The organism is Shimia sp. SK013 (assembly GCF_001292625.1).
Lineage (GTDB): Bacteria > Pseudomonadota > Alphaproteobacteria > Rhodobacterales > Rhodobacteraceae > Shimia.
In genome coordinates this window covers 264,112-282,944 of record NZ_LAJH01000012.1, presented here as the reverse complement: position 1 = coordinate 282,944, position 18,833 = coordinate 264,112, and the positions used below count along the sequence as shown (strand labels likewise).

20 protein-coding genes are annotated in these 18,833 nt (G+C 59.1%); 7 read left to right on the top strand and 13 right to left on the bottom strand.

Features of this window, described 5'->3' with window-relative positions:
* The 4 genes from mobB to SHIM_RS11090 are packed head-to-tail and all read right to left on the bottom strand — an operon-like array spanning position 1 to position 2,583.
* Entirely contained in the window at positions 1-522 is a 522-nt protein-coding gene (gene mobB / locus SHIM_RS11105; protein WP_054002709.1) for a molybdopterin-guanine dinucleotide biosynthesis protein B, read from the bottom strand.
* Entirely contained in the window at positions 519-1,163 is a 645-nt protein-coding gene (gene mobA / locus SHIM_RS11100) for a molybdenum cofactor guanylyltransferase MobA (RefSeq protein WP_054002708.1), read from the bottom strand. Before mobA ends, mobB begins: the two co-directional genes overlap by 4 nt.
* Positions 1,160-1,702, bottom strand: a complete 543-nt coding sequence (locus tag SHIM_RS11095; RefSeq protein WP_152926525.1) for a YcxB family protein — start codon at positions 1,700-1,702, stop codon at positions 1,160-1,162. Before SHIM_RS11095 ends, mobA begins: the two co-directional genes overlap by 4 nt.
* The gene (locus SHIM_RS11090) at positions 1,699-2,583 is read right to left on the bottom strand and encodes a formate dehydrogenase accessory sulfurtransferase FdhD (RefSeq protein ID WP_446740603.1); all 885 of its coding nucleotides are present in this window, start codon (positions 2,581-2,583) and stop codon (positions 1,699-1,701) included. Before SHIM_RS11090 ends, SHIM_RS11095 begins: the two co-directional genes overlap by 4 nt.
* 143 nt (positions 2,584-2,726) lie before the next feature.
* Between SHIM_RS11090 and SHIM_RS11085 the strand changes: the two genes are divergently transcribed.
* On the top strand, positions 2,727-3,452 hold the full coding sequence (locus tag SHIM_RS11085; RefSeq protein WP_054002705.1) for an AzlC family ABC transporter permease: 726 nt from the start codon (positions 2,727-2,729) through the stop codon (positions 3,450-3,452).
* Positions 3,449-3,775: an AzlD domain-containing protein gene (locus SHIM_RS11080; protein ID WP_054002704.1), complete on the top strand. Its 327-nt coding sequence runs from the start codon at positions 3,449-3,451 to the stop codon at positions 3,773-3,775. The genes SHIM_RS11085 and SHIM_RS11080 overlap by 4 nt, the downstream gene beginning before the upstream one ends.
* 17 nt (positions 3,776-3,792) lie before the next feature.
* Here the strand turns inward: SHIM_RS11080 and SHIM_RS11075 are convergent, their stop codons facing one another.
* The 5 genes from SHIM_RS11075 to SHIM_RS11055 all read right to left on the bottom strand — a co-directional run bounded on the left by SHIM_RS11075 (position 3,793) and on the right by SHIM_RS11055 (position 7,960).
* Positions 3,793-4,440 (bottom strand): hypothetical protein, encoded by a 648-nt coding sequence (locus SHIM_RS11075; protein WP_082358365.1) that lies wholly within the window; start codon positions 4,438-4,440, stop codon positions 3,793-3,795.
* Between the two features lie 17 nt (positions 4,441-4,457).
* Entirely contained in the window at positions 4,458-4,592 is a 135-nt protein-coding gene (locus SHIM_RS11070; protein WP_054002703.1) for an aa3-type cytochrome c oxidase subunit IV, read from the bottom strand.
* Between the two features lie 137 nt (positions 4,593-4,729).
* On the bottom strand, positions 4,730-5,179 hold the full coding sequence (locus SHIM_RS11065; protein ID WP_054002947.1) for a DUF6173 family protein: 450 nt from the start codon (positions 5,177-5,179) through the stop codon (positions 4,730-4,732).
* A 13-nt stretch (positions 5,180-5,192) separates the two neighbouring features.
* A complete protein-coding gene (locus SHIM_RS11060) occupies positions 5,193-6,239 on the bottom strand; it encodes an MBL fold metallo-hydrolase (RefSeq protein WP_054002702.1) in 1,047 nt (348 codons plus the stop codon).
* Entirely contained in the window at positions 6,239-7,960 is a 1,722-nt protein-coding gene (locus tag SHIM_RS11055; RefSeq protein ID WP_054002701.1) for an acyl-CoA dehydrogenase, read from the bottom strand. Before SHIM_RS11055 ends, SHIM_RS11060 begins: the two co-directional genes overlap by 1 nt.
* 81 nt (positions 7,961-8,041) lie before the next feature.
* Between SHIM_RS11055 and SHIM_RS11050 the strand changes: the two genes are divergently transcribed.
* Positions 8,042-9,025 carry an L-threonylcarbamoyladenylate synthase gene (locus SHIM_RS11050; RefSeq protein ID WP_054002700.1) on the top strand — a complete coding sequence of 328 codons (984 nt, stop codon included), beginning with the start codon at positions 8,042-8,044 and terminating at the stop codon, positions 9,023-9,025.
* Between the two features lie 10 nt (positions 9,026-9,035).
* Here the strand turns inward: SHIM_RS11050 and meaB are convergent, their stop codons facing one another.
* Positions 9,036-10,019 (bottom strand): methylmalonyl Co-A mutase-associated GTPase MeaB, encoded by a 984-nt coding sequence (gene meaB / locus SHIM_RS11045; RefSeq protein ID WP_054002699.1) that lies wholly within the window; start codon positions 10,017-10,019, stop codon positions 9,036-9,038.
* A gap of 31 nt (positions 10,020-10,050) precedes the next feature.
* On the opposite strand from meaB, the gene SHIM_RS11040 reads away from it, so the two are divergent.
* The 4 genes from SHIM_RS11040 to SHIM_RS11025 all read left to right on the top strand — a co-directional run bounded on the left by SHIM_RS11040 (position 10,051) and on the right by SHIM_RS11025 (position 15,471).
* Entirely contained in the window at positions 10,051-10,800 is a 750-nt protein-coding gene (locus tag SHIM_RS11040; protein WP_054002698.1) for a DUF3108 domain-containing protein, read from the top strand.
* A 54-nt stretch (positions 10,801-10,854) separates the two neighbouring features.
* Positions 10,855-13,299 (top strand): ATP-dependent helicase HrpB, encoded by a 2,445-nt coding sequence (hrpB, locus tag SHIM_RS11035; protein WP_054002697.1) that lies wholly within the window; start codon positions 10,855-10,857, stop codon positions 13,297-13,299.
* 104 nt (positions 13,300-13,403) lie between these two features.
* Entirely contained in the window at positions 13,404-13,862 is a 459-nt protein-coding gene (locus SHIM_RS11030; RefSeq protein WP_054002696.1) for an NUDIX hydrolase, read from the top strand.
* A gap of 121 nt (positions 13,863-13,983) precedes the next feature.
* Positions 13,984-15,471, top strand: coding sequence for an inorganic phosphate transporter (locus SHIM_RS11025; protein ID WP_054002695.1), 1,488 nt, complete (start codon positions 13,984-13,986; stop codon positions 15,469-15,471).
* Positions 15,472-15,487: 16 nt separating this feature from the next.
* Here SHIM_RS11025 and SHIM_RS11020 read toward each other — a convergent pair whose 3' ends face one another.
* The 3 genes from SHIM_RS11020 to SHIM_RS11010 form a co-directional block, all read right to left on the bottom strand.
* Positions 15,488-16,519, bottom strand: a complete 1,032-nt coding sequence (locus SHIM_RS11020) for a 2-dehydropantoate 2-reductase (RefSeq protein WP_054002694.1) — start codon at positions 16,517-16,519, stop codon at positions 15,488-15,490.
* A 139-nt stretch (positions 16,520-16,658) separates the two neighbouring features.
* On the bottom strand, positions 16,659-17,585 hold the full coding sequence (argF, locus tag SHIM_RS11015; RefSeq protein ID WP_054002693.1) for an ornithine carbamoyltransferase: 927 nt from the start codon (positions 17,583-17,585) through the stop codon (positions 16,659-16,661).
* Between the two features lie 12 nt (positions 17,586-17,597).
* Positions 17,598-18,779: an aspartate aminotransferase family protein gene (locus SHIM_RS11010; RefSeq protein ID WP_054002692.1), complete on the bottom strand. Its 1,182-nt coding sequence runs from the start codon at positions 18,777-18,779 to the stop codon at positions 17,598-17,600.
* Between the last annotated feature and the right edge of the window lie 54 nt (positions 18,780-18,833).

Genomic DNA, 18,833 nt, shown 5'->3' with positions numbered 1-18,833 from the left:
TCAGCTGGCCTCACCTTTGGTCTGCGGCAAACCCACCTCTGAAAGCACAAAATCGGCAATCACCGATGTGTCATTCAAATCAAACACCACTCGGTCACTCGCGACCGGCGCATCCGCTGCGATGGCACAAATGGTTGGATCATCTGGTGCAATCAAAGGGTTGCCGGTCTCAGCCCGAAACGCCTCCACTTTGGGGTGCGCATCGCGCTTATAGCCTTCGACCAGCACCAAATCGACCGGCGCCAGTTTTGACAGCAACAACTCCAGCGGCGGCTCCTCCTCTTTGGCAAGCTCGTGCATCAATGCCCAGCGTGCGCCTGACGCCAAAAGAACTTCGCGCGCGCCTGCTGTGCGGTGACGGTGGCTGTCCTTGCCCGGCTGATCCACGTCAAAGGTATGATGCGCATGTTTCACTGTCGAAACCGAAAATCCGCGACCCGTGATCTCAGACACAAGTCGCTCCATCAACCCTGTCTTGCCGGCGTTCTTCCAGCCCACCACGCCGTAAATTCTCTGAGTCATACTGCCCCCACCATGCGCCGTGCCTCCGAGAGGTCTTCGGCAGTATTCACATTAAAAAACGGGTTCCCAAGGCTGGTAGGAAACTCCGCCAATCGCCCGTCATGCGGGTCGGTCCACAGCACCACTTTGCGCAAGCCTCCGTCAAGCGCCGCCCGCAAGTCATGACGCAATGCCACCGGCCAGAGGCCAAAAGTCGGGTGCCGGATCAGGCCGGATCGGGACATGGATTTGGTTGCCTCACCTTCGCCACGCGGCGTCGCCGCCAACGCCAGACGATGCTCCATACCGTCTGTTGCCATCAATAGACGCGGCACAAGATCACAAGGAAAAAACGGTGTGTCCGCCGCAGCTGTTACGATGGTTTCTCCGCCCTGTTCCGCCGCCCAATCCAGACCCGCCAGCACACCAGCAAGCGGTCCCGCAAACCCGTCCAGATCATCTGCGATCACCGGCAAACCCAGATCGTCAAATCGCGTGGCATCGCCATTGGCATTAAGCGCCAGCCCCGCCACTTGCGGCTCCAGCCGCTCAATCACATGCGACAAGATCGAGCGATCGCCGAGCATCAAGCGCCCCTTGTCGCCTCCGCCCAAACGCGTGGCCTGTCCGCCCGCAAGTATCACGCCGAGAGGTTGTTTCATGCGGCAGCTCTCCACTCATTGATGGCGCCGACAAAGGTATCCCGATCCGCATTGCCAAAGGCTGTTGAAGGCAGGACATAAACATAAGCGCCCGAGTAGAAGAAAAAGCCGTCCGCTGTAGCCTTGAAACTGGTCACAGCGGGCCATTTAACCTCCCATTTGGCGTTGTCGGTTGCCATCGACAAACCCTCTTTGCCGAAGGAACACCGTGTGTTTCCAGAATAGATCGGCGACTTCAATATGGCACCGACGTGAACACGAAAATTATACGCAAACGCCAATTTCCATAATAGGAGCGCCAAGAAAAAGCCGCCAAAAACGACAGGCATGTCACGTGCAATTTGCCCATAACCGACCTTGAAAGCGACACCAATCGCAATCGCGATACCACCTACACCCAAGACTGCTGCAAGGAATGATCCCAGCGCAAAACTCACGATTCTTGATCGGAGACTGCCGTGCTTCTTAGGGCAACCCTTTATCGCCCGCGCCATTACCTTAGCATCCACCGGCCCATTCTGCTCAAATTCAAACGTCACGTCCCCGCCCCTTTGCGCCGGTGTTTTTTGTCTTCATCGCCGACGCTCTTCGGGTCAACATCCCGCAGCAGCCGGTCCTCGCCGCTCAAACAAACAAACCGCTGCCCGCGCATCCGGCCTATCAGCGTCAGGCCGACCTGCTGTGCGATTTCCACGCCCCATGCCGTAAATCCAGAGCGCGACACCAGCACCGGAATGCCCATCATCGCAGTCTTGATGACCATCTCACTGGTCAGACGCCCCGTCGTGTACAGCACCTTGTCGTCCGCCCGCACGCTTTCCTGAAACATCCAGCCCGCGATTTTATCGACAGCGTTGTGCCGCCCGACGTCTTCCATATAGACCAGCGGTCGCGCGCCTTGGCACAGCACCGTGCCATGGATGGCACCGGCTTCGAGATAAAGCGACGGCGTGCGGTTGATCTTGTGTGCCAGCGCATAAAGGTCCGATGTGCGCGTCTGCGTCGGCGGCAACACAACGCCCGCCAGCCCCTCCATCATGTCGCCAAACACCGTGCCGACCGCGCAACCGCTGGTGCGGGTTTTCTTGGCAAGCTTTTCCTCGTGGTTGGTTTCGGTCGCGGTGCGCACCACGACCACCTCAAGTTCCTCGTCATATTGAACGCCCGTCACCTCATCATCAGGCGCGACCATGCCCTGATTGAGCAAAAACCCCAGCGCCAGAAATTCGGGATAGTCGCCAATTGTCATCGCGGTGACGATCTCCTGACTGTTCAGATAGATCGTCAGCGGGCGCTCCTCGACCACTGAAATTGTGGTCTCACGGCCCTCTTGATCGCGACCTGTCACGACCCGCGTCAACCGCGCGGCACCGGGATCTGGCGCGATAATATAGTCTTGCAATAATTCTTGGTCGCTCAATGAAATAGGCTCCTCCAGCTCACCGAAACCTAATGCGGTTTTGTCAAAGTGACCACAGATGAATCATCGTTCATTGCATCCCCCTTTATACCGCGCTACGCCTTTGCAGTCTGAGTGTTTTCTTACCCCTGTTGCGAGTCCCGATGCCCTCCTATTATGACCGATCCACCTATCTGCGCGGCGTCAAAGACGGTTTGCCGTTTATCCTCGTGGTTGCGCCATTTGCGCTGCTGTTTGGTGTTGTCGCAACCGAAGCAGGGCTGACCGTCTTTGAAACCATGACCTTTTCGGCGGTGGTCATCGCGGGTGCCGCGCAATTCACCGCGCTTCAGCTAATGAACGACAACGCGCCAACCGTCGTTGTGATTGCCTCGGCCCTCGCTGTGAACTTGCGCATGGCAATGTACTCTGCCTCGCTCACGCCTCACCTTGGTGCCTTGCCGTTTTGGCGGCGCGCCTTTGCGGCTTACACGCTGGTTGATCAAAGTTACGCCCTCAGCACGTTGGAGTATGAAAAGAACCCCGACATGACGCTAGCGCAGAAAACCTCCTACTTCTTTGGCGTTATCACTCCGGTGTTGCCCAACTGGTATCTCTGGTCCCTTATTGGTGCGATGGTGGGTCAATCGATCCCGCCCGAACTTGCGCTTGATTTTGCGGTGCCGATCACTTTCATCGCTATGATCGGCCCCATGCTGCGCACCGGCGCGCATGTGGCCGCCGCCTTTGTGTCTGTGACCTGCGCCATTCTGTTTGCGTTTCTGCCGTGGAACCTCGGCCTGATCGTGGCGGGCGTTGTTGGCATGATGACGGGCGCACAAGTCGAACTCTGGCAAGAACGCAAGTCTGGCAGCGAGGACGCATCATGATTGATAAATCCGACCTCTGGATCATCATCATCGCGATGGGGATTGGCAGCTTCGGCCTGCGCTTCTTGTTTCTGGGGCTGGTTGGCGACCGCGAGATGCCGCCTTGGGTGTTGCGCCATCTACGCTATACTGCGGTCGCCGTGCTGCCCGGCCTTGTGGCGCCACTTGTCCTTTGGCCCGCAGCGACCAACGGTCAGCCCGATCCCGCGCGCATGGCTGCTGCGCTGGTCACGCTTGGCGTCGGATATTTCACCAAAAACGTGCTTGCCGCAATTTTCAGCGGCGCCGCCACGCTCTATTTGGGATTGTTTCTGCTGGGCTGACGAAAAAAGGCCGGCGATTAATTCGTCGGCTTCGTAGGTTCGTCTTCGTACTGCGGCGTAAAAGCTGCGAGAACCTTGGATTTGTCATCCTCGTCATATTCGAACAGACGCTCATAGGTCGCGCCTTTTGCGGCGAAATATTCTTCAAGCTTGACCGGGAACAGCGTCGATGGCGCGTCTTCAAATCCCGGCAATCCCCGCAAAATCTGCGACGTCGACTGCGCACATTGCGATTCCAGAATCGGCCCCAAAGATTGCGCCTTGCGCAGTGCCATTTCGGCGACCTGCGGGCTTACGTCCAGAGACTGCACCACAACGTGATAGGTCTCGCGCGCGTGGAACCGGGTGTATTGATCCACCAACCAAGGGGTCATGCCGTATACCACGTCGTTCTTGGCGACAATCGCACCTTCTTTTCGGAAAGAGCCGGCCGGATCAAACGCAATCCGCTCCGATCCGTTGATCATCAGCGACGTGTGAGCGCCAGACCCGTTGCGGTTGGACCGCATGGTATAAAGCGTCAATCGGGCTGGCCCGTCATGCACATAACGCGCGGCCAGAACCTCTGTATCAGGAGAGTTTTCCTTAACCGGATTGCGCACCGTGCAAGCCGACAAAGACACAACAGCCGCAATCACGGCACACAAACGCAACACCGATTTCATGACGCTAAATCCCGCAATTAGCTGGTGAACAGCGCCATAAAGATCAGGATACCAATCGAAGCCGCTGCAACGCCGATCGACCATTTTACAAAGCCATCAAAGGTCTTTTCCTGAACCTTGGTGTCCATCGTGCCGTGTTCATGTTCCGCCATTGTCGCGTTCCCTCTAGTTCGCTGGCTTAGGACAGGCCCAAGCGTTCTTTCCCTCTGATCAGAAACCTGATCACATTCATTTTCGGCTGGATACCCGATTCATGCAGCCCTGTCACCACGACATTGACGCACAGGTGTCACGATCTCTCAAGATCGTCCGCCAGCCGAAATCCAATACGTGCAGCTTCGGACTGCTCTGCTGGCTTTGGCAAAGCCCGCAACAACACGTTTAGCTGGCTCACGTGTTGCACCAACTGGGTTTTGATACCGTTGCTGTCGCTACCGTAAAACGTCACAATATCGGGATCAAAGAACCCCATGCCTTCGATGCGCATCACACCCGCATCACCGCCAGTGAACCCCATTGCCACTTCGTGGTCGCCGTCCAGCTGTTTCTCGAAATTCTGGATGTACATAATCAGTCGCTCATAGGCCCATTCGGCCGGGCTTTTCTCAGCAACGGGTTTTTTGGCAACGCCGTCAGGCACTTCTACAGGGGTGGCGTCAGGATCAGAATGCACTTCATGGCTGCGCGGCAGGGCCGACGCCTCGACGGCTTCAGCGGTGGTATTGATCTCAGTGCTCATTTTGGTGACCTTTTCAGTCGATGCGTTGCCACAAATACGCGCCGTCATCCCGAACCGTGCGCCGTGCAGTCCCAACATGATAAAGATGGTTCAGGTGCGCAAGAGCCTCTACCAAGGCCAGCCCATATGCCCCGCCTTCGATGTTCCGTTTAAACAACGGAATGAAACATTCGGCCGCCGTCATCGGCGTGTCCAGATGGTCACGCAACCGCCTGAGTGCACCATGATGATTGTCGATCAACTGCCGCATCCGAAGTGGCGCGCCGGTAAACGGCAACTTATGGCCGCCAAGGAACAATTGATCCTCACGCACCAACAAGGACAACCGCTCGCAAGACTCCAACCAATCCGCCACCGGATCAGCTTCTGGCTCGGTGGCATAGACACCGATGTTGGAACTGATCGATGACAGGATTTGATCGCCTGACAGCACCAGATTGTCGTCACGACTCCAGAACGTTGCGTGTTCCGGCGCGTGGCCGTTGCCGACGTGTACGTCCCAGACGCGCCCGCCAATCTCGATCACGTCACCTTGCTTGATGCGTTTGAACCCCAACGGCATTGGCGCCACAACGTCGGCGAAATTGAACGGCCGTTCGCTGGCCCGCTGCTGATAGATCGCCTCGTCCATGCCGCAACTGCGATAAAAATCCAGAGTTTCCTGACGCGGAACCGCCTGCTCGTCGAGTTGCAGCATCCGCGCAAAAAGCCACGACGTGCGCGTGGTCCAAAGGCTCGCGCCATGTTCGGTCTGAAACCAGCCTGCAAGGCCCACGTGATCCGGGTGGTGATGGGTCACGATCACACGGCCAACGGGTTTGCCGCCCAGCGGACCGGCCAAAAGGTCGCCCCAAATGGCGCGACTTTTTTTGGTGTCAAATCCGGTGTCGATGATCGTCCAGTGATCGCCTTCGTCCAGGGCGTAGACGTTCACATGATCCAACGCCATCGGCAGTGGCAACCGCATCCACAAAACCCCCTCGGCCACCTCTATGGCCTCTCCAACCTCAGGTGGGGTTTCCCAAGGATACCGAATAGCTGCAGCCTTTGTGTCGCTCATTAAGCGGCTCCCAATTCTTCCGCGCTCAGCGCATAAATACCGGCTGCACCCTGCATCGCGTGCTCAAGAAGACCAGAGTGCTCAGGCAACAACCGCTTGATATAAAACGCTGCCAGCTTGCTGCGCGCGCCTTCGCCACCCTCGGCAATGGCCGCTTTCAGGTGGAAATACCCGCCCAACACGCGGGCAAACCCCATCAGGAACGGCACCGATCCGGCGAAACGCTCATTCATATCGGTCTGCGCAACCATCCATTCGGTGGCCTCGCGCAACGTCTCGGTCGCCTGCCACAGCGGCTCGGCAAGATCAGACATGCTCTCGCGCACCTTCTCTGCACAATCTTCGATCTCATCCAACAACGCATAGGCCGCGTCGCCGCCATCCATCAACTTGCGCCCCACAAGGTCCATCGCCTGAATGCCGTTGGTGCCTTCGTAAATCGCCGTCACCCGCACATCCCGCAAGAACTGCGCCGCGCCTGTTTCTTCGATAAAGCCCATGCCGCCATGAACTTGCACGCCCTGCTGGGCGACATCCATGCCGACTTCGGTACCAAAGGATTTCGCAATCGGCGTCAGGAATGCCGCGCGGGCTTTCCAATCTTTGTCACCGGTTGCCGTGTTCATGTCGATTGCCACAGCACAAGACATCTCGATGGCGCGCGCGGCAAAGATGTCGGCTTTCATACCTGCCAACATGCGGCGCACATCGGCGTGCTCCAGAATGGTGCCAGTGCCGCCTTCAACCGGCGTGCGGCCCTGTTTGCGTTCCAAAGCATAGCCCAGCGCATACTGATAGGCGCTTTCGGCGACGCCGATACCCTGACCGCCAACACCCAGACGGGCGTTGTTCATCATGGTGAACATCGACTTCATGCCGTCATGCTCCCCACCAACCAGCCAACCCTTGGCGCCGTCAAACTGCATCACAGCAGTCGGGCTGCCGTGCAGGCCCAGCTTATGTTCAAGACTCACAACGCCCAGAGTGTTCGCCACGCCAGGTTTGCCGTTCTCATCCGGAATGAGCTTTGGCACCATAAAGAGGCTGATGCCTTTGGTGCCCGCAACGCCATCAGGCAAACGCGCCAACACAAGGTGGCAGACGTTTTCGGTAAAGTCGTTGTCGCCCCACGTGATATAGATTTTCTGACCCGTCACAGCATAGCTGCCATCGCCATTTGGCACCGCTTTGGACTGCAACGCACCCACATCCGATCCCGCGGCAGGTTCGGTCAGGTTCATCGTGCCGGACCATTCACCAGAGATCAGTTTGGGCAGATAAAGCGCCTTGATCTCGTCACTGGCGTGATGTTCCAGCGCTTCGATCTGGCCCTGCGTCATCAACGGGTTCAGCTGCAATGCCAAACAGCCCGAGGCCATCATCTCATTAACAGCTGTGGTGATCGAATGCGGCAGGCCCATGCCGCCGTATTCCGGATCCGCGCTTGTTGAAATCCAGCCACCGTCTGCCACCTGCTTGTAGGCCTCGCCAAAACCCGGCGACGTGCGCACTTTGCCATTCTCCAATCGGGCGCCTTCAAGGTCGCCCGCGCGGTTCAATGGTGCCATCACCTCTTCGACCATTTTGCCGGCTTCCAGCAGGATGGCTTCGGTGGTTTCGCGATCCGCGTCGGCAAACCGCTCGGTCGCAGTCACGTTGGCAAAATCGACGACATGGTCGAATAGGAACTGAAAATCGGTCACAGGGGCGCGAAACGGCATAACATTCTCCGGCAGGCTTGGCATTAACTGCTGCGGCTTGTATGCAGCATTTCGCTTTACGGTAAGGGGCGAAAGAGCCCTATGATAGAAGAACGCAGCGTCACAGGAGCCGCCCCGTTGGAAACTGAAACCCTCACGCCTGATGCGACCGGATTTACCCGCGCAGCCGACATTCTCGGTCAAGGTGGGCTCGTCGCGTTTCCAACCGAAACCGTTTACGGGCTTGGCGCGGATGCGCGCAGCGATTTGGCTGTGGCACGCATATTTGAGGCCAAAGGCCGCCCCCGCTTCAATCCCTTGATTGTGCATGTGCCGGATGTTGAGGCAGCCAAACGCTACGTCGTTTGGGACGACACGGCCGATCGGATTGCCAGCGCCTTCTGGCCCGGACCGCTAACACTGGTGCTGCCCTTGCGGCCCGACGCCGGACTTTCCCCGCTTGTGACGGCTGATCTTCCCACGTTGGCGATCCGCATCCCTGCCCACCCAGTGGCGCGGGCTTTGCTCAAGGCGTTTGATGGTCCCGTCGCCGCGCCTTCGGCCAATCCGTCCGGCCGTATCAGCCCAACCGAGGCTGCCCATGTTCTTGCCGGTTTGTCGAACCGCATCGAAGCCGTGGTTGATGGCGGCCCCTGCGACGTTGGGGTCGAAAGCACCATATTGGGTCTCGCGGACACGCCACGCCTATTGCGTCCGGGCGGTTTGCCACTGGAAGCCCTTGAGGCCGCGCTTGGCGCATCACTCGCGCTGTATCAGGATGGCGACGCTTTGACCGCACCAGGCCAGATGACGTCACACTATGCCCCCGGCGCGCCAGTGCGACTGAACGCGATCAAGGTCAAAACAACCGAACGCTTGCTAGGGTTTGGTAAGGTAGACGGCGCCACGCTGAACCTAAGCCCGTCCGGCGACCTGACCGAAGCCGCTGCCAATCTGTTTCACCACCTGCATAGGCTCGATCAAGAGGGAGACACCCCGATCGCTGTCTCACCTGTGCCGGAACATGGCCTGGGCCGCGCGATCAATGACCGTTTGCGCAGGGCCGCCGCCCCGCGCGGCGCGTAACCGCCTCGTCTCAGCTCTGAGTAATCCCCAGAGCCGCGAGCGCTTGGTCCGCCGCAACGGACGGCGCAACGTCCCCCGCAGCAACCTTGCGGCCCATTTCGGCAATCACGGCCTGCGCGTCTTTTGTTTGCAGCTGCGCCAACAACGCTTGCCGCAACTCTTCATGAAACCAATACTGCGCCTGATCGGCCCGCCGCGTGGCCCAATGTCCGGCCTCCTTGCGCCACTCGGTCAGCGAACACAGCTCTTCCCACGTCTTGGAAAGACCGTCTTCTTGCAAAGCCGAAACCGTCATCGCCTTGGGAAACCCTTCGGGATCCTGCGGACGTTTTCGCAGCAGGCGCAGGGCGCCGGAATAGTCGGCACAGGTGCGCATGGCTGCGGATTTCAGATCTCCGTCGGCTTTGTTCACAAGGATCAGGTCCGCCATCTCCATAATGCCGCGCTTCACCCCCTGCAATTCGTCGCCACCCGCAGGTGCCAACAGCAACAAGAATAGGTCCGACATCTCTGCCACGACAGTTTCGGATTGCCCAACACCCACCGTTTCGATCAACACAACGTCAAATCCTGCCGCTTCACAAAGCGCCACCGCTTCTCTCGTACGCCGCGCGACACCGCCCAAATGGGTCTGGCTGGGGGATGGCCGGATAAAAGCGTTTTTGTCGCGGCTCAGCCGCTCCATCCGCGTCTTATCCCCCAAAATCGACCCGCCTGAGCGGGCTGAACTTGGATCCACCGCCAGCACCGCAACCCGCAGTCCCTGCGCGGTCAACATCATACCAAAACTCTCAATGAACGTGGATTTGCCCACACCCGGCGTGCCCGACAGCCCAATGCGCAACGACTGACGGCCACTTCCGCGCAGACCGTCCAGCAATTGCGCGGCCTGCGCCCGGTGGTCCTCGCGTGCGCTTTCAACCAACGTGATGGCCCTTGCAAGCGCCCGACGCTCTTGGTTCAATATCCTGTCACGCAAGTCTGCGATATCCATTCCGTCACCTGTAATGATCTAGGCCCTTTTCATGCCCCGCCCAAAACACTCTTGTCCAGCCCGCCGGCCACTTTTGCGCCATTTGGGACAACGGGTCGCTCTTTGCGCACCCCTGATCCTGCCAACCGCGGCCGCGGCCAACGAGTCCCAACTTTGGTCCGTTCACGCGTTTGGCCTCAAAGTCGGAGAACTGCGGGTGGCGACCTCACAAACTTCGACGACCTACAAAGGCCGCGGCGCATTCAAAACCACAGGGCTCGCGGGGATTTTGAAACGCATCCGGTTTGAAATTGCCGCCAACGGCGCTGTGCGCCAAGCCAGCTTGGTGCCCGCTGCCTATGACGGGTCAATCGACACCGGTCGGCGCGTGTCGGAAACCAAATTGCGTTTTGCCAACGGCCTGCCCACCAAAACCGCCGGCGCACAAGATCCCGAAACGCCGATCCCAGACACTGCAAAACAGGATGCCATTGACCCCATGACAATGATGTGGCTCACGCTTCGCGACCAAACAGATGCCACGCTGTGCCAGCTGGACCAAACCCAGTTTGACGGCACACGCCTTGTTCGCATCACCCTGAAAAACCGCGACGGTGACGCCAACAAGGTCACCTGTTCCGGCACCTATGATCGCATCGGGGGCTATTCAGCCGACGAGCTGGCAGAACTCAAAACCTCGCCCCTGTCTATCACCTACGAGCGGGTAGCAGACATGTGGCAGGCCTCCGAAATCCACCTGACATCGCGCCACGGCAAGGCCAAACTGTTCCGCAAAGACTGATTCCGGCCGATCTCACCACTGGACGCCGCCCACGTCCTGCCTGATAACGCAGGCATGACCACCTTGCCGATCCACGACGCGCTTGACCCGCTGCTGTCCGCTTTGCGGGCGCACAATCGCGCCGTGCTGCAAGCCCCTCCCGGCGCCGGCAAAACCACAGTTGTGCCGCTTGCGATGCTTGAAGCGGGCCTCACCAAAGGCCGCATTCTTATGTTGGAGCCACGCCGCCTCGCGGCCCGCGCGGCGGCCGAGCGCATGGCCCAGACGCTGGGCGAAAAGGCTGGCGAGACCGTCGGGTACCGCGTGCGCGGCGACAGAAAAATTGGCAAATCCACCCGCATCGAGGTTGTGACCGAGGGCATCCTCACCCGAATGATCCAATCAGACGCCGAGCTTTCTGGCATCGGCGCGGTGATCTTTGACGAATTCCACGAACGCAGCCTGAACGCCGATCTTGGCCTCGCCCTGTGCCTTGAGATCGCGGACGCCCTGCGCGATGACCTGATCCTTGTCGCCATGTCCGCGACGCTTGACGCCGACCCGGTGGCCGAACTGATGGGCAACGTGCCGGTCATCACCTCGCAGGGCCGCGCCTTTCCGGTGGAAACCCGCTGGCGCGGCCGCCCGCTGGCCAAAACCGAGCGGTTGGAAGAGGCCACCGCCCGTCTGGTTGAACAGGCCATTGCCGAAACCGATGGCGGCGTTCTGGTGTTCCTTCCCGGCGAAGGCGAAATTCGCCGCACCCAATCTGCCCTGCGTTTGCCGCCGGGTTGCACCGTGCATCCCCTTTTTGGCGCCATGCCGTTCAAAGACCAACAGGCCGCAATCCGCCCCATCGACAAAGGCCGCAAAGTGGTTCTGGCGACGTCGATCGCCGAAACCTCTCTCACCATTCAGGACGTACGCGTTGTCGTGGATGCTGGTCGCGCCCGCCGCGCGCGCTTTGATCCCGGATCCGGAATGTCGCGCCTAGTAACAGAGCGGGTCACCCGCGCCGAAGCCACCCAACGCCAAGGTCGCGCCGGTCGTGTCGCCGAAGGCATCTGCTACCGCCTGTGGACCAAAGGAGAAGAAGGCGGCCTGCTGCCTTACCCCCCCGCCGAGATCGAGGCCGCCGACCTCACGGGTCTGGCGCTTGAGTTGGCACTATGGGGCGCGACACCCGACGGCCTCGCCTTTCTGACACCTCCCAACCCGGGAAGTTTTGCCGAAGCGCAAACCGTCCTGCGGATGCTCGGCGCGCTAGACAGCAACAATCGCATAACCACGCACGGCAAAACCCTCGCCACTTTGCCCCTGCATCCACGTCTCGCGCATATGATGGCCGTCGCGGGCCCGCAGGCTGCGCCCGTCGCTGCCCTTTTGGCCGCACGCGATCCGCTCAGCCGGGGCGCGCCGGTCGACCTTGCCCTACGGCTTGAGGCGCTAAACGATCTGCAGACGTTCACCAACCGCCGCCCCTTCAGCGTCAACCGCGCCACTCTCGCTACACTCCGCAGCGAAGCCAAGCGCTTGCGCCAATCCACAAGGGACCTGCGCTCAGACAGCCTCGCCCCGGAAGAAATGGCGGCACTGGCCTACCCTGACCGCATCGGCCTTCGCCGCAAAGGCGACACGCCGCGGTTCGTGCTGTCGGGCGGCAAAGGTGTCATCTTGGACGACGGCGATCCAATGGCAAATGCCCGCCTGATCGTTGTGACCGACACTGACGGTAACCCGCGCGAAGCCCGCATCCGCCAAGCTATTCAAATTTCAGAATCCCAACTTCGCGACCTGTTTATCGAACAAATTCAATGGATTGATACCTGCACGTGGTCGAAACGGGAACGGCGGGTCATTGCCCGACGCCAAGAACGCCTTGGCGCCATCGCGCTGGATGACCGCATCTGGAAAGACGCGCCGGACGACGCCATAGCCTCAGCCATGTTGGACGGTGTGCGCGATCTTGGCATAACGCTTGCGCCTGCCGCACACCGTTTTGTGGCGCGGGTCGAGCTGATCCGCACCGCGGGTCACGACTTGCCGGACATGACGCCCAAAGGGTTGATGGCCTCGATTGAAGACTGGCTATTGCCACATCTGTCTGGCGTGAAAACCTCGGATCATTGGAAGAAATTCGACCTGTTGGAAGCCCTTCGCACCCGCCTTGATTGGCCGCAGATGCAGCTTGTTGACCGCCTCGCGCCTGCGCACTTCACCACGCCGCTCAACCGCAAAATCCCGATCGACTACTCCGGCGAGACCCCGGAAATCACCCTGCGCCTGCAAGAGATGTTTGGTCAAACCAGCCACCCAATGGTGGGCCGCACGCCGTTGCGCGTCACACTTCTCTCTCCAGGACAGAAACCCGTCCAAACCACCATGGACATCCCCGGATTTTGGGCGAGCTCTTATGCGGATGTTCGCAAAGACATGCGTGGGCGCTACCCCAAACACCCTTGGCCAGAAGACCCAACTCAGGCCGATCCGACATTGCGCGCAAAACGACGAAACCCTTGAAAAACCTGCCCGCCTTGACGCGAGCGCATATCGTACGTATATACATTCTTAATCAATCAAGATTACAAAAACAGAACAACAAGACCGAGCAGACTGACCTCACTATGCCCAGCGCACTTAGAAAAGCTTTTGACAGCGTGCTTGTTCCGCTGCTGCGTCGCCCCCGGCGGTTGCAGGTTGCTGCTTTGTGCCTGCGTGAACCCGGTCCTGCTCAAGAGGTGCTGCTTGTCACCTCACGGGACACCGGCCGCTGGGTCCTTCCCAAAGGCTGGCCAATTGACGGCAAAGACGCCCCCGGCTCCGCACTGCAGGAAGCCTGGGAAGAGGCCGGCGTACGTGAGGCCAATATGAACACCAGTCCTGTGGGCAGCTACGGCTATGACAAGCGTCTGGACACAGGCCTTGAGATCCCGGTCGAAGTCAAAGTCTATGAGGCGCATGTGACTCAGCTTGAGGACACCTTTCCCGAAGCAGACGAGCGGACGCGCAAATGGGTGCGGCTCGAGCAGGCCGCCGAGATGGTGAACGAACCAGAACTGCAAGCGTTGCTGCGAGACTTCTAATCCGCCGCAAGCCGTCTTTGTCGCGCTAAAACCATTCCCTTTGTGACAGATTTGTAACTACACCGTTGAAATGCGCGGTGCATGTCTTTAGCCCTGTGCCAAATATTTCAGGGATTCCATCATGGCTGCGCCTAAACACGGTAAACAATGGTCCGCTCTGGACCGCGATCTGCACCGTATCTCTCATCTGGAAGCTGGCACTCAATATGTGTCCCGCCCAATGGTGGGCCTTGGCGTCGCGCTGGCGTTTATCGTGGTCGCGGGCTTGGTTGCAGGGTTTTTCTTCGGCAACCACCCCAGCAACCTGTTGATTGTCGCCGCAGCTGCAATTGGCGCCTATATGGCCATCAACATCGGTGCCAACGATGTGGCCAACAACATGGGCCCCGCGGTGGGCGCCAATGCCTTGACGATGGGCGGCGCGATCCTGATCGCAGCCATTTTCGAAAGCGCCGGAGCTTTGCTCGCAGGCGGCGACGTTGTGTCGACGATTTCCAAAGGCATCATCGATCCCTCAGGCATGGAAAGTGCACAGGTGTTTATCTGGGCCATGTTGGCCGCGCTGATCTCAGCGGCGCTGTGGGTCAATCTTGCCACATGGGTCGGCGCGCCGGTGTCCACCACCCACTCGGTGGTTGGCGGCGTCATGGGCGCAGGCATTGCGGCAGCGGGTTTTGGCGCTGTGGATTGGCCGACAATGGGGAAAATTGCGGCCTCTTGGGTGATTTCGCCGGTTCTTGGCGGCGCCATCGCGGCCGCCTTCCTCGCCTTTATCAAAGCCAAGATCGTTTATCAGGACGACAAAATCGCCGCCGCCCGCAAATGGGTGCCGGTTCTGGTCGCCATTATGGCCGCTGCCTTCGCCGCCTATCTGGCGCTCAAAGGCCTCAAGCGCATCATCAAGATCGACCTGCAAACCGCTTTGCTGATCGGTGCAGCAATTGGTGTTGCCACTTACTTCATCACCCGCCCGCTGATCCGTCGCCAATCCGAAGGCCTTGAGAACCGCAACAAATCTCTCAAAGTCCTCTTCGGCCTGCCGCTGGTCTTCTCCGCAGCACTTCTCTCCTTTGCACACGGTGCCAACGACGTGGCAAACGCCGTAGGTCCGTTGGCGGCCATCGTGCATGCCTCGCAGTTCGGCGACATCGCTGCCAAGGTGGCAATCCCCACTTGGGTTATGATTATCGGCGCGCTTGGTATCTCTTTCGGCCTGTTCCTCTTTGGACCGAAACTGATCCGCATGGTTGGCGAGCAGATCACCAAATTGAACCCGATGCGCGCCTACTGCGTGGCGCTCTCTGCCGCGATCACGGTGATTGTCGCCTCTTGGCTGGGCCTGCCCGTCAGCTCCACCCACATCGCCGTGGGCGGTATTTTCGGGGTTGGGTTTTACCGTGAATGGCACACCGAACGCCGCCGCCGCAAGTTGGCTGCAACGCGTCCGCTGCCACATATTCCGCTCCTCGCTCCGGAAGAACGCCGCCGCCGCAAGCTGGTCCGCCGCAGCCACTTCATGACCATTGTCGCGGCTTGGGTGATCACCGTACCGGCCGCTGCACTGATGTCTGCATTTGTGTTTTGGGTACTCAATTCACTGATTGGCTGACACGTATATTGTCCGCTCAGTCACCTCGAACCTGATCCGGGCGCAGTCCCGGTGCGCCTGCACCTGCCGCTTCGGCAGCCCGTATAAGGTTGACGACCCGCTCATTGATTGGCGCTGGAATGTTGCTCTCACGGGCCAGCGCCACGATCACCCCCTGCAACTCGTCGACCTCGGTGTGCCGCCCCTTGCTTAGATCTTCCCACATCGAACTGCGGGCATTGGGATCAATCGCCAGCATCGCCTTGGCCACTCCGCGAAACGCCCATGTCGGCAATCGCAATATCCGCGGTACCAACCGCATTGGCACCGCCTGCGTGACTGGGTTTGTGGTCTCAATGCGCGCCGCGTCCAGCACCACCAACGCCTCTTTCATCTGATCCGCCATTAGCCGCCGCCAACGCATGTCCATGATCTGATGACGCAATGGCAGGTCAGACAACGCATTGAGCGCATTGTTGAGGTTGATCAGCAGTTTTCCCCATTGCACCGGCTCCATGTGTTTGACCTCATGCACATCAAGCCCGTTTACACTCAGCTTGCGCGCCACATGCCCCGCCCCTTTTTCAATCAGGATGTCACCACTGGTGCCGCGGTGAAACCTTCCGCCCCCCATCGCGACCACGTTGAACGGCACCATGCCCGCGCGCACATCCCAGCCCTGCAGACGGTCGCGCAAGACCTGCGCGTTCTGCGTGCCGTTTTGCAGCGAGACAACCACGGCCTCCTTGGGCGCGTGTTCGGCAATCTGTTCAGCAATCGCCGCCGTCGCACCGCTCTTGACCGTCACCAAAATGATATCCGCCTCAGACAGGCCAGCCGAACCGGTCACAAGTGTCACTGCATCCGGCGACAACGCCTCATCCAGACCGCCAAAATCTGTCAGCGAAACCCCCTGCTTTGAAAGCTCTTCGGCCATATAAGGCCGCACCAACAGCGTCACATCCTGTACGCCCCGCGCCAGCATGCCACCTACAAAACAGCCAATACTACCCGCGCCCGCCACCACAATACGCGGTTGCCCCGACTGTTTCCGCTCTTCGTCCGTCATATCGCTCCCCAAAGCCAGATGCCCTTGCAATGACAATTATGCACGATTTGAGGCAATTTTGGGGCATATCGCAGAGCGGAATACAAAACAGGCGCCGCGTCACACGCAGCGCCTGCCATTTCGTTCCAGTCACTAGGGCTTACTTCCCCACGCACCACTTCATGATCGCTTTCTGCGCATGAAGCCGGTTTTCCGCCTCATCAAAGATCACGGAATGCGGCCCGTCCATGATTGCGTTTGTGGCTTCCTCGTTGCGATGCGCAGGCAAGCAATGCATGAACAGCGCATCTGCGTTGGCGTGCTGCATCAGCTCTTCGTTCACCTGAAACGGACGCAGCTGGTTGTGCCGCCGTTCGCGTGCAGACGGCGCATCATGCATGCTGACCCACGTATCTGTCACCACAAGGTCTGCGCCTTGCACGGCTTTGATCGGGTCCCGTTCAATCTCGACAGACACACCTTTGCTGCGCGCCTCCTCGATGAACACCGCCTCGGGGTCCAACGTGTCTGGACCGGTAAACGTCAGGTCAAACCCGAATTGGCCAGCCGCATGGGCAAAGCTGGCAAACACGTTGTTGCCGTCACCCGACCAAACAACTTTCTTGCCTGCAATCGGCCCACGGTGCTCTTCAAACGTCAGAATATCCGCCATGATCTGACACGGGTGCGTGCGGTTGGTCAGCCCGTTGATCACCGGCACATCGGCGTATTCCGCCATCTCCAACAGCGTCGCTTCCTCAAACGTGCGGATCATGATCATGTCGACATACCGGCTCAGCACTTTGGCGGTGTCGGCAACAGTTTCGCCATGGCCCAACTGCATCTCACTGCCCGACAACACCATTGTCTCGCCACCCAGTTGGCGCACGCCAACGTCAAAGCTTACCCGCGTCCGGGTCGACGGCTTCTCAAAGATCAAAGCGACCATGTGGTCCTTCAACGGCTGGTCTTGGTCCAGCGCACCTTTGGGCAAACCGCTGCGGGCATCTTTGATGGCCTTGGCACTGTCGATCATGCCGCGCAGATCGTCTTTGTCGGTTTTGTTGATATCCAGAAAATGCTTCATTTTCTCAAGTCCTTACACTTTCGAAGCGACTTGCGTCGCTGCCTTTTCGAGCCGGTCAACCGCCTCAGAGATTTCGTCGTCAGAGATGTTCAAAGGCGGCAAAAGTCGCACCACATTGTCCGCCGCCGGCACCGTGATCACCTCGTTGTCATAGCCCGCGGCCACCACATCTGTACACGCAGGCTTGGCGCATTTCAGACCCAGCATCAGGCCTGAACCCCGCACGCTTTCAAACACGTCCGGATGCGCAGCCACCAGCCCTTCCAGCTTTTGACGCAGCAAACCTGCCTTACGGTTGACCTCCGCCAGAAACGCGTCTTCCGCGACCACATCCATCACCGCGCCGCCTACGGCGCAGGCCAACGGGTTGCCGCCATAGGTCGACCCATGCGTGCCAGCAACCATGCCGCTGGCCGCATCTTCGGTCGCAAGTACTGCGCCAAGCGGAAAGCCCCCGCCGATGCCTTTGGCAACCATCATGATGTCGGGCGTCACGCCAGCCCATTCGTGCGCAAACAGCTTGCCGGTCCGGCCCACACCGCATTGCACCTCATCCATAATCAGCAGAATGCCTGCCTCGTCACAGATCTCGCGCAAGGCCTTCAGGTCCGCGTCTTCCATCGGGCGAATGCCGCCTTCGCCTTGAACCGGTTCAACAATTACTGCCGCCGTGTTCTCGGTGATCGAGGCTTCCAAAGCCTTCAGATCTTCCCAGTCCACATGCGCAAACCCTGGCAACAGCGGCCCAAAGCCTTTGGTTAGTTTCTCGCCACCAGCAGCTGCAATACCCGCCGAGCTACGGCCATGAAACGCGCCATGAAATCCGATAATTTCCACGCGGTTCGGCTGACCTTTGTCATGCCAGTACTTGCGCGCCATCTTGACCGCCAGTTCACAACATTCTGTTCCTGAATTGGTGAAAAACACCGTGTCGGCAAAGGAGGCGCCCACCAGCTTGTCGGCCAAGGCCTGCTGCTGCGTGATGTTGTAAAGGTTGGACACATGCCACAGTTTGTTTGCCTGCGCCGTCAGCGCCTCAACCAGCACTGGATTGGCGTGGCCCAGCACATTCACCGCGATGCCGGCACCAAGATCAAGAAAACGTCGCCCGTCCGCCTCGATCATCCAGCTGCCTTCGCCCGACTCAAACGTCAGGTCAGCACGATTATAGGTTGGCAAAACGGAGGGGATCATCGCGATCTTCCTTTTCAAAAAAATTATGCCTCAATCAGTGATGAGCAGAGGCGT

What these genes read in the sequence shown, in the direction of transcription:
- mobB (WP_054002709.1), bottom strand. Translation starts at nt 522, where the DNA reads ATGACTCAGAGAATTTACGGCGTGGTGGGCTGGAAGAACGCCGGCAAG.
- mobA (WP_054002708.1), bottom strand. Translation starts at nt 1,163, where the DNA reads ATGAAACAACCTCTCGGCGTGATACTTGCGGGCGGACAGGCCACGCGT.
- SHIM_RS11085 (WP_054002705.1), top strand. Translation starts at nt 2,727, where the DNA reads ATGCCCTCCTATTATGACCGATCCACCTATCTGCGCGGCGTCAAAGAC.
- SHIM_RS11080 (WP_054002704.1), top strand. Translation starts at nt 3,449, where the DNA reads ATGATTGATAAATCCGACCTCTGGATCATCATCATCGCGATGGGGATT.
- SHIM_RS11075 (WP_082358365.1), bottom strand. Translation starts at nt 4,440, where the DNA reads ATGAAATCGGTGTTGCGTTTGTGTGCCGTGATTGCGGCTGTTGTGTCT.
- SHIM_RS11070 (WP_054002703.1), bottom strand. Translation starts at nt 4,592, where the DNA reads ATGGCGGAACATGAACACGGCACGATGGACACCAAGGTTCAGGAAAAG.
- SHIM_RS11065 (WP_054002947.1), bottom strand. Translation starts at nt 5,179, where the DNA reads ATGAGCACTGAGATCAATACCACCGCTGAAGCCGTCGAGGCGTCGGCC.
- SHIM_RS11060 (WP_054002702.1), bottom strand. Translation starts at nt 6,239, where the DNA reads ATGAGCGACACAAAGGCTGCAGCTATTCGGTATCCTTGGGAAACCCCA.
- SHIM_RS11055 (WP_054002701.1), bottom strand. Translation starts at nt 7,960, where the DNA reads ATGCCGTTTCGCGCCCCTGTGACCGATTTTCAGTTCCTATTCGACCAT.
- SHIM_RS11050 (WP_054002700.1), top strand. Translation starts at nt 8,042, where the DNA reads ATGATAGAAGAACGCAGCGTCACAGGAGCCGCCCCGTTGGAAACTGAA.
- meaB (WP_054002699.1), bottom strand. Translation starts at nt 10,019, where the DNA reads ATGGATATCGCAGACTTGCGTGACAGGATATTGAACCAAGAGCGTCGG.
- SHIM_RS11040 (WP_054002698.1), top strand. Translation starts at nt 10,051, where the DNA reads ATGCCCCGCCCAAAACACTCTTGTCCAGCCCGCCGGCCACTTTTGCGC.
- hrpB (WP_054002697.1), top strand. Translation starts at nt 10,855, where the DNA reads ATGACCACCTTGCCGATCCACGACGCGCTTGACCCGCTGCTGTCCGCT.
- SHIM_RS11030 (WP_054002696.1), top strand. Translation starts at nt 13,404, where the DNA reads ATGCCCAGCGCACTTAGAAAAGCTTTTGACAGCGTGCTTGTTCCGCTG.
- SHIM_RS11025 (WP_054002695.1), top strand. Translation starts at nt 13,984, where the DNA reads ATGGCTGCGCCTAAACACGGTAAACAATGGTCCGCTCTGGACCGCGAT.
- SHIM_RS11020 (WP_054002694.1), bottom strand. Translation starts at nt 16,519, where the DNA reads ATGACGGACGAAGAGCGGAAACAGTCGGGGCAACCGCGTATTGTGGTG.
- argF (WP_054002693.1), bottom strand. Translation starts at nt 17,585, where the DNA reads ATGAAGCATTTTCTGGATATCAACAAAACCGACAAAGACGATCTGCGC.
- SHIM_RS11010 (WP_054002692.1), bottom strand. Translation starts at nt 18,779, where the DNA reads ATGATCCCCTCCGTTTTGCCAACCTATAATCGTGCTGACCTGACGTTT.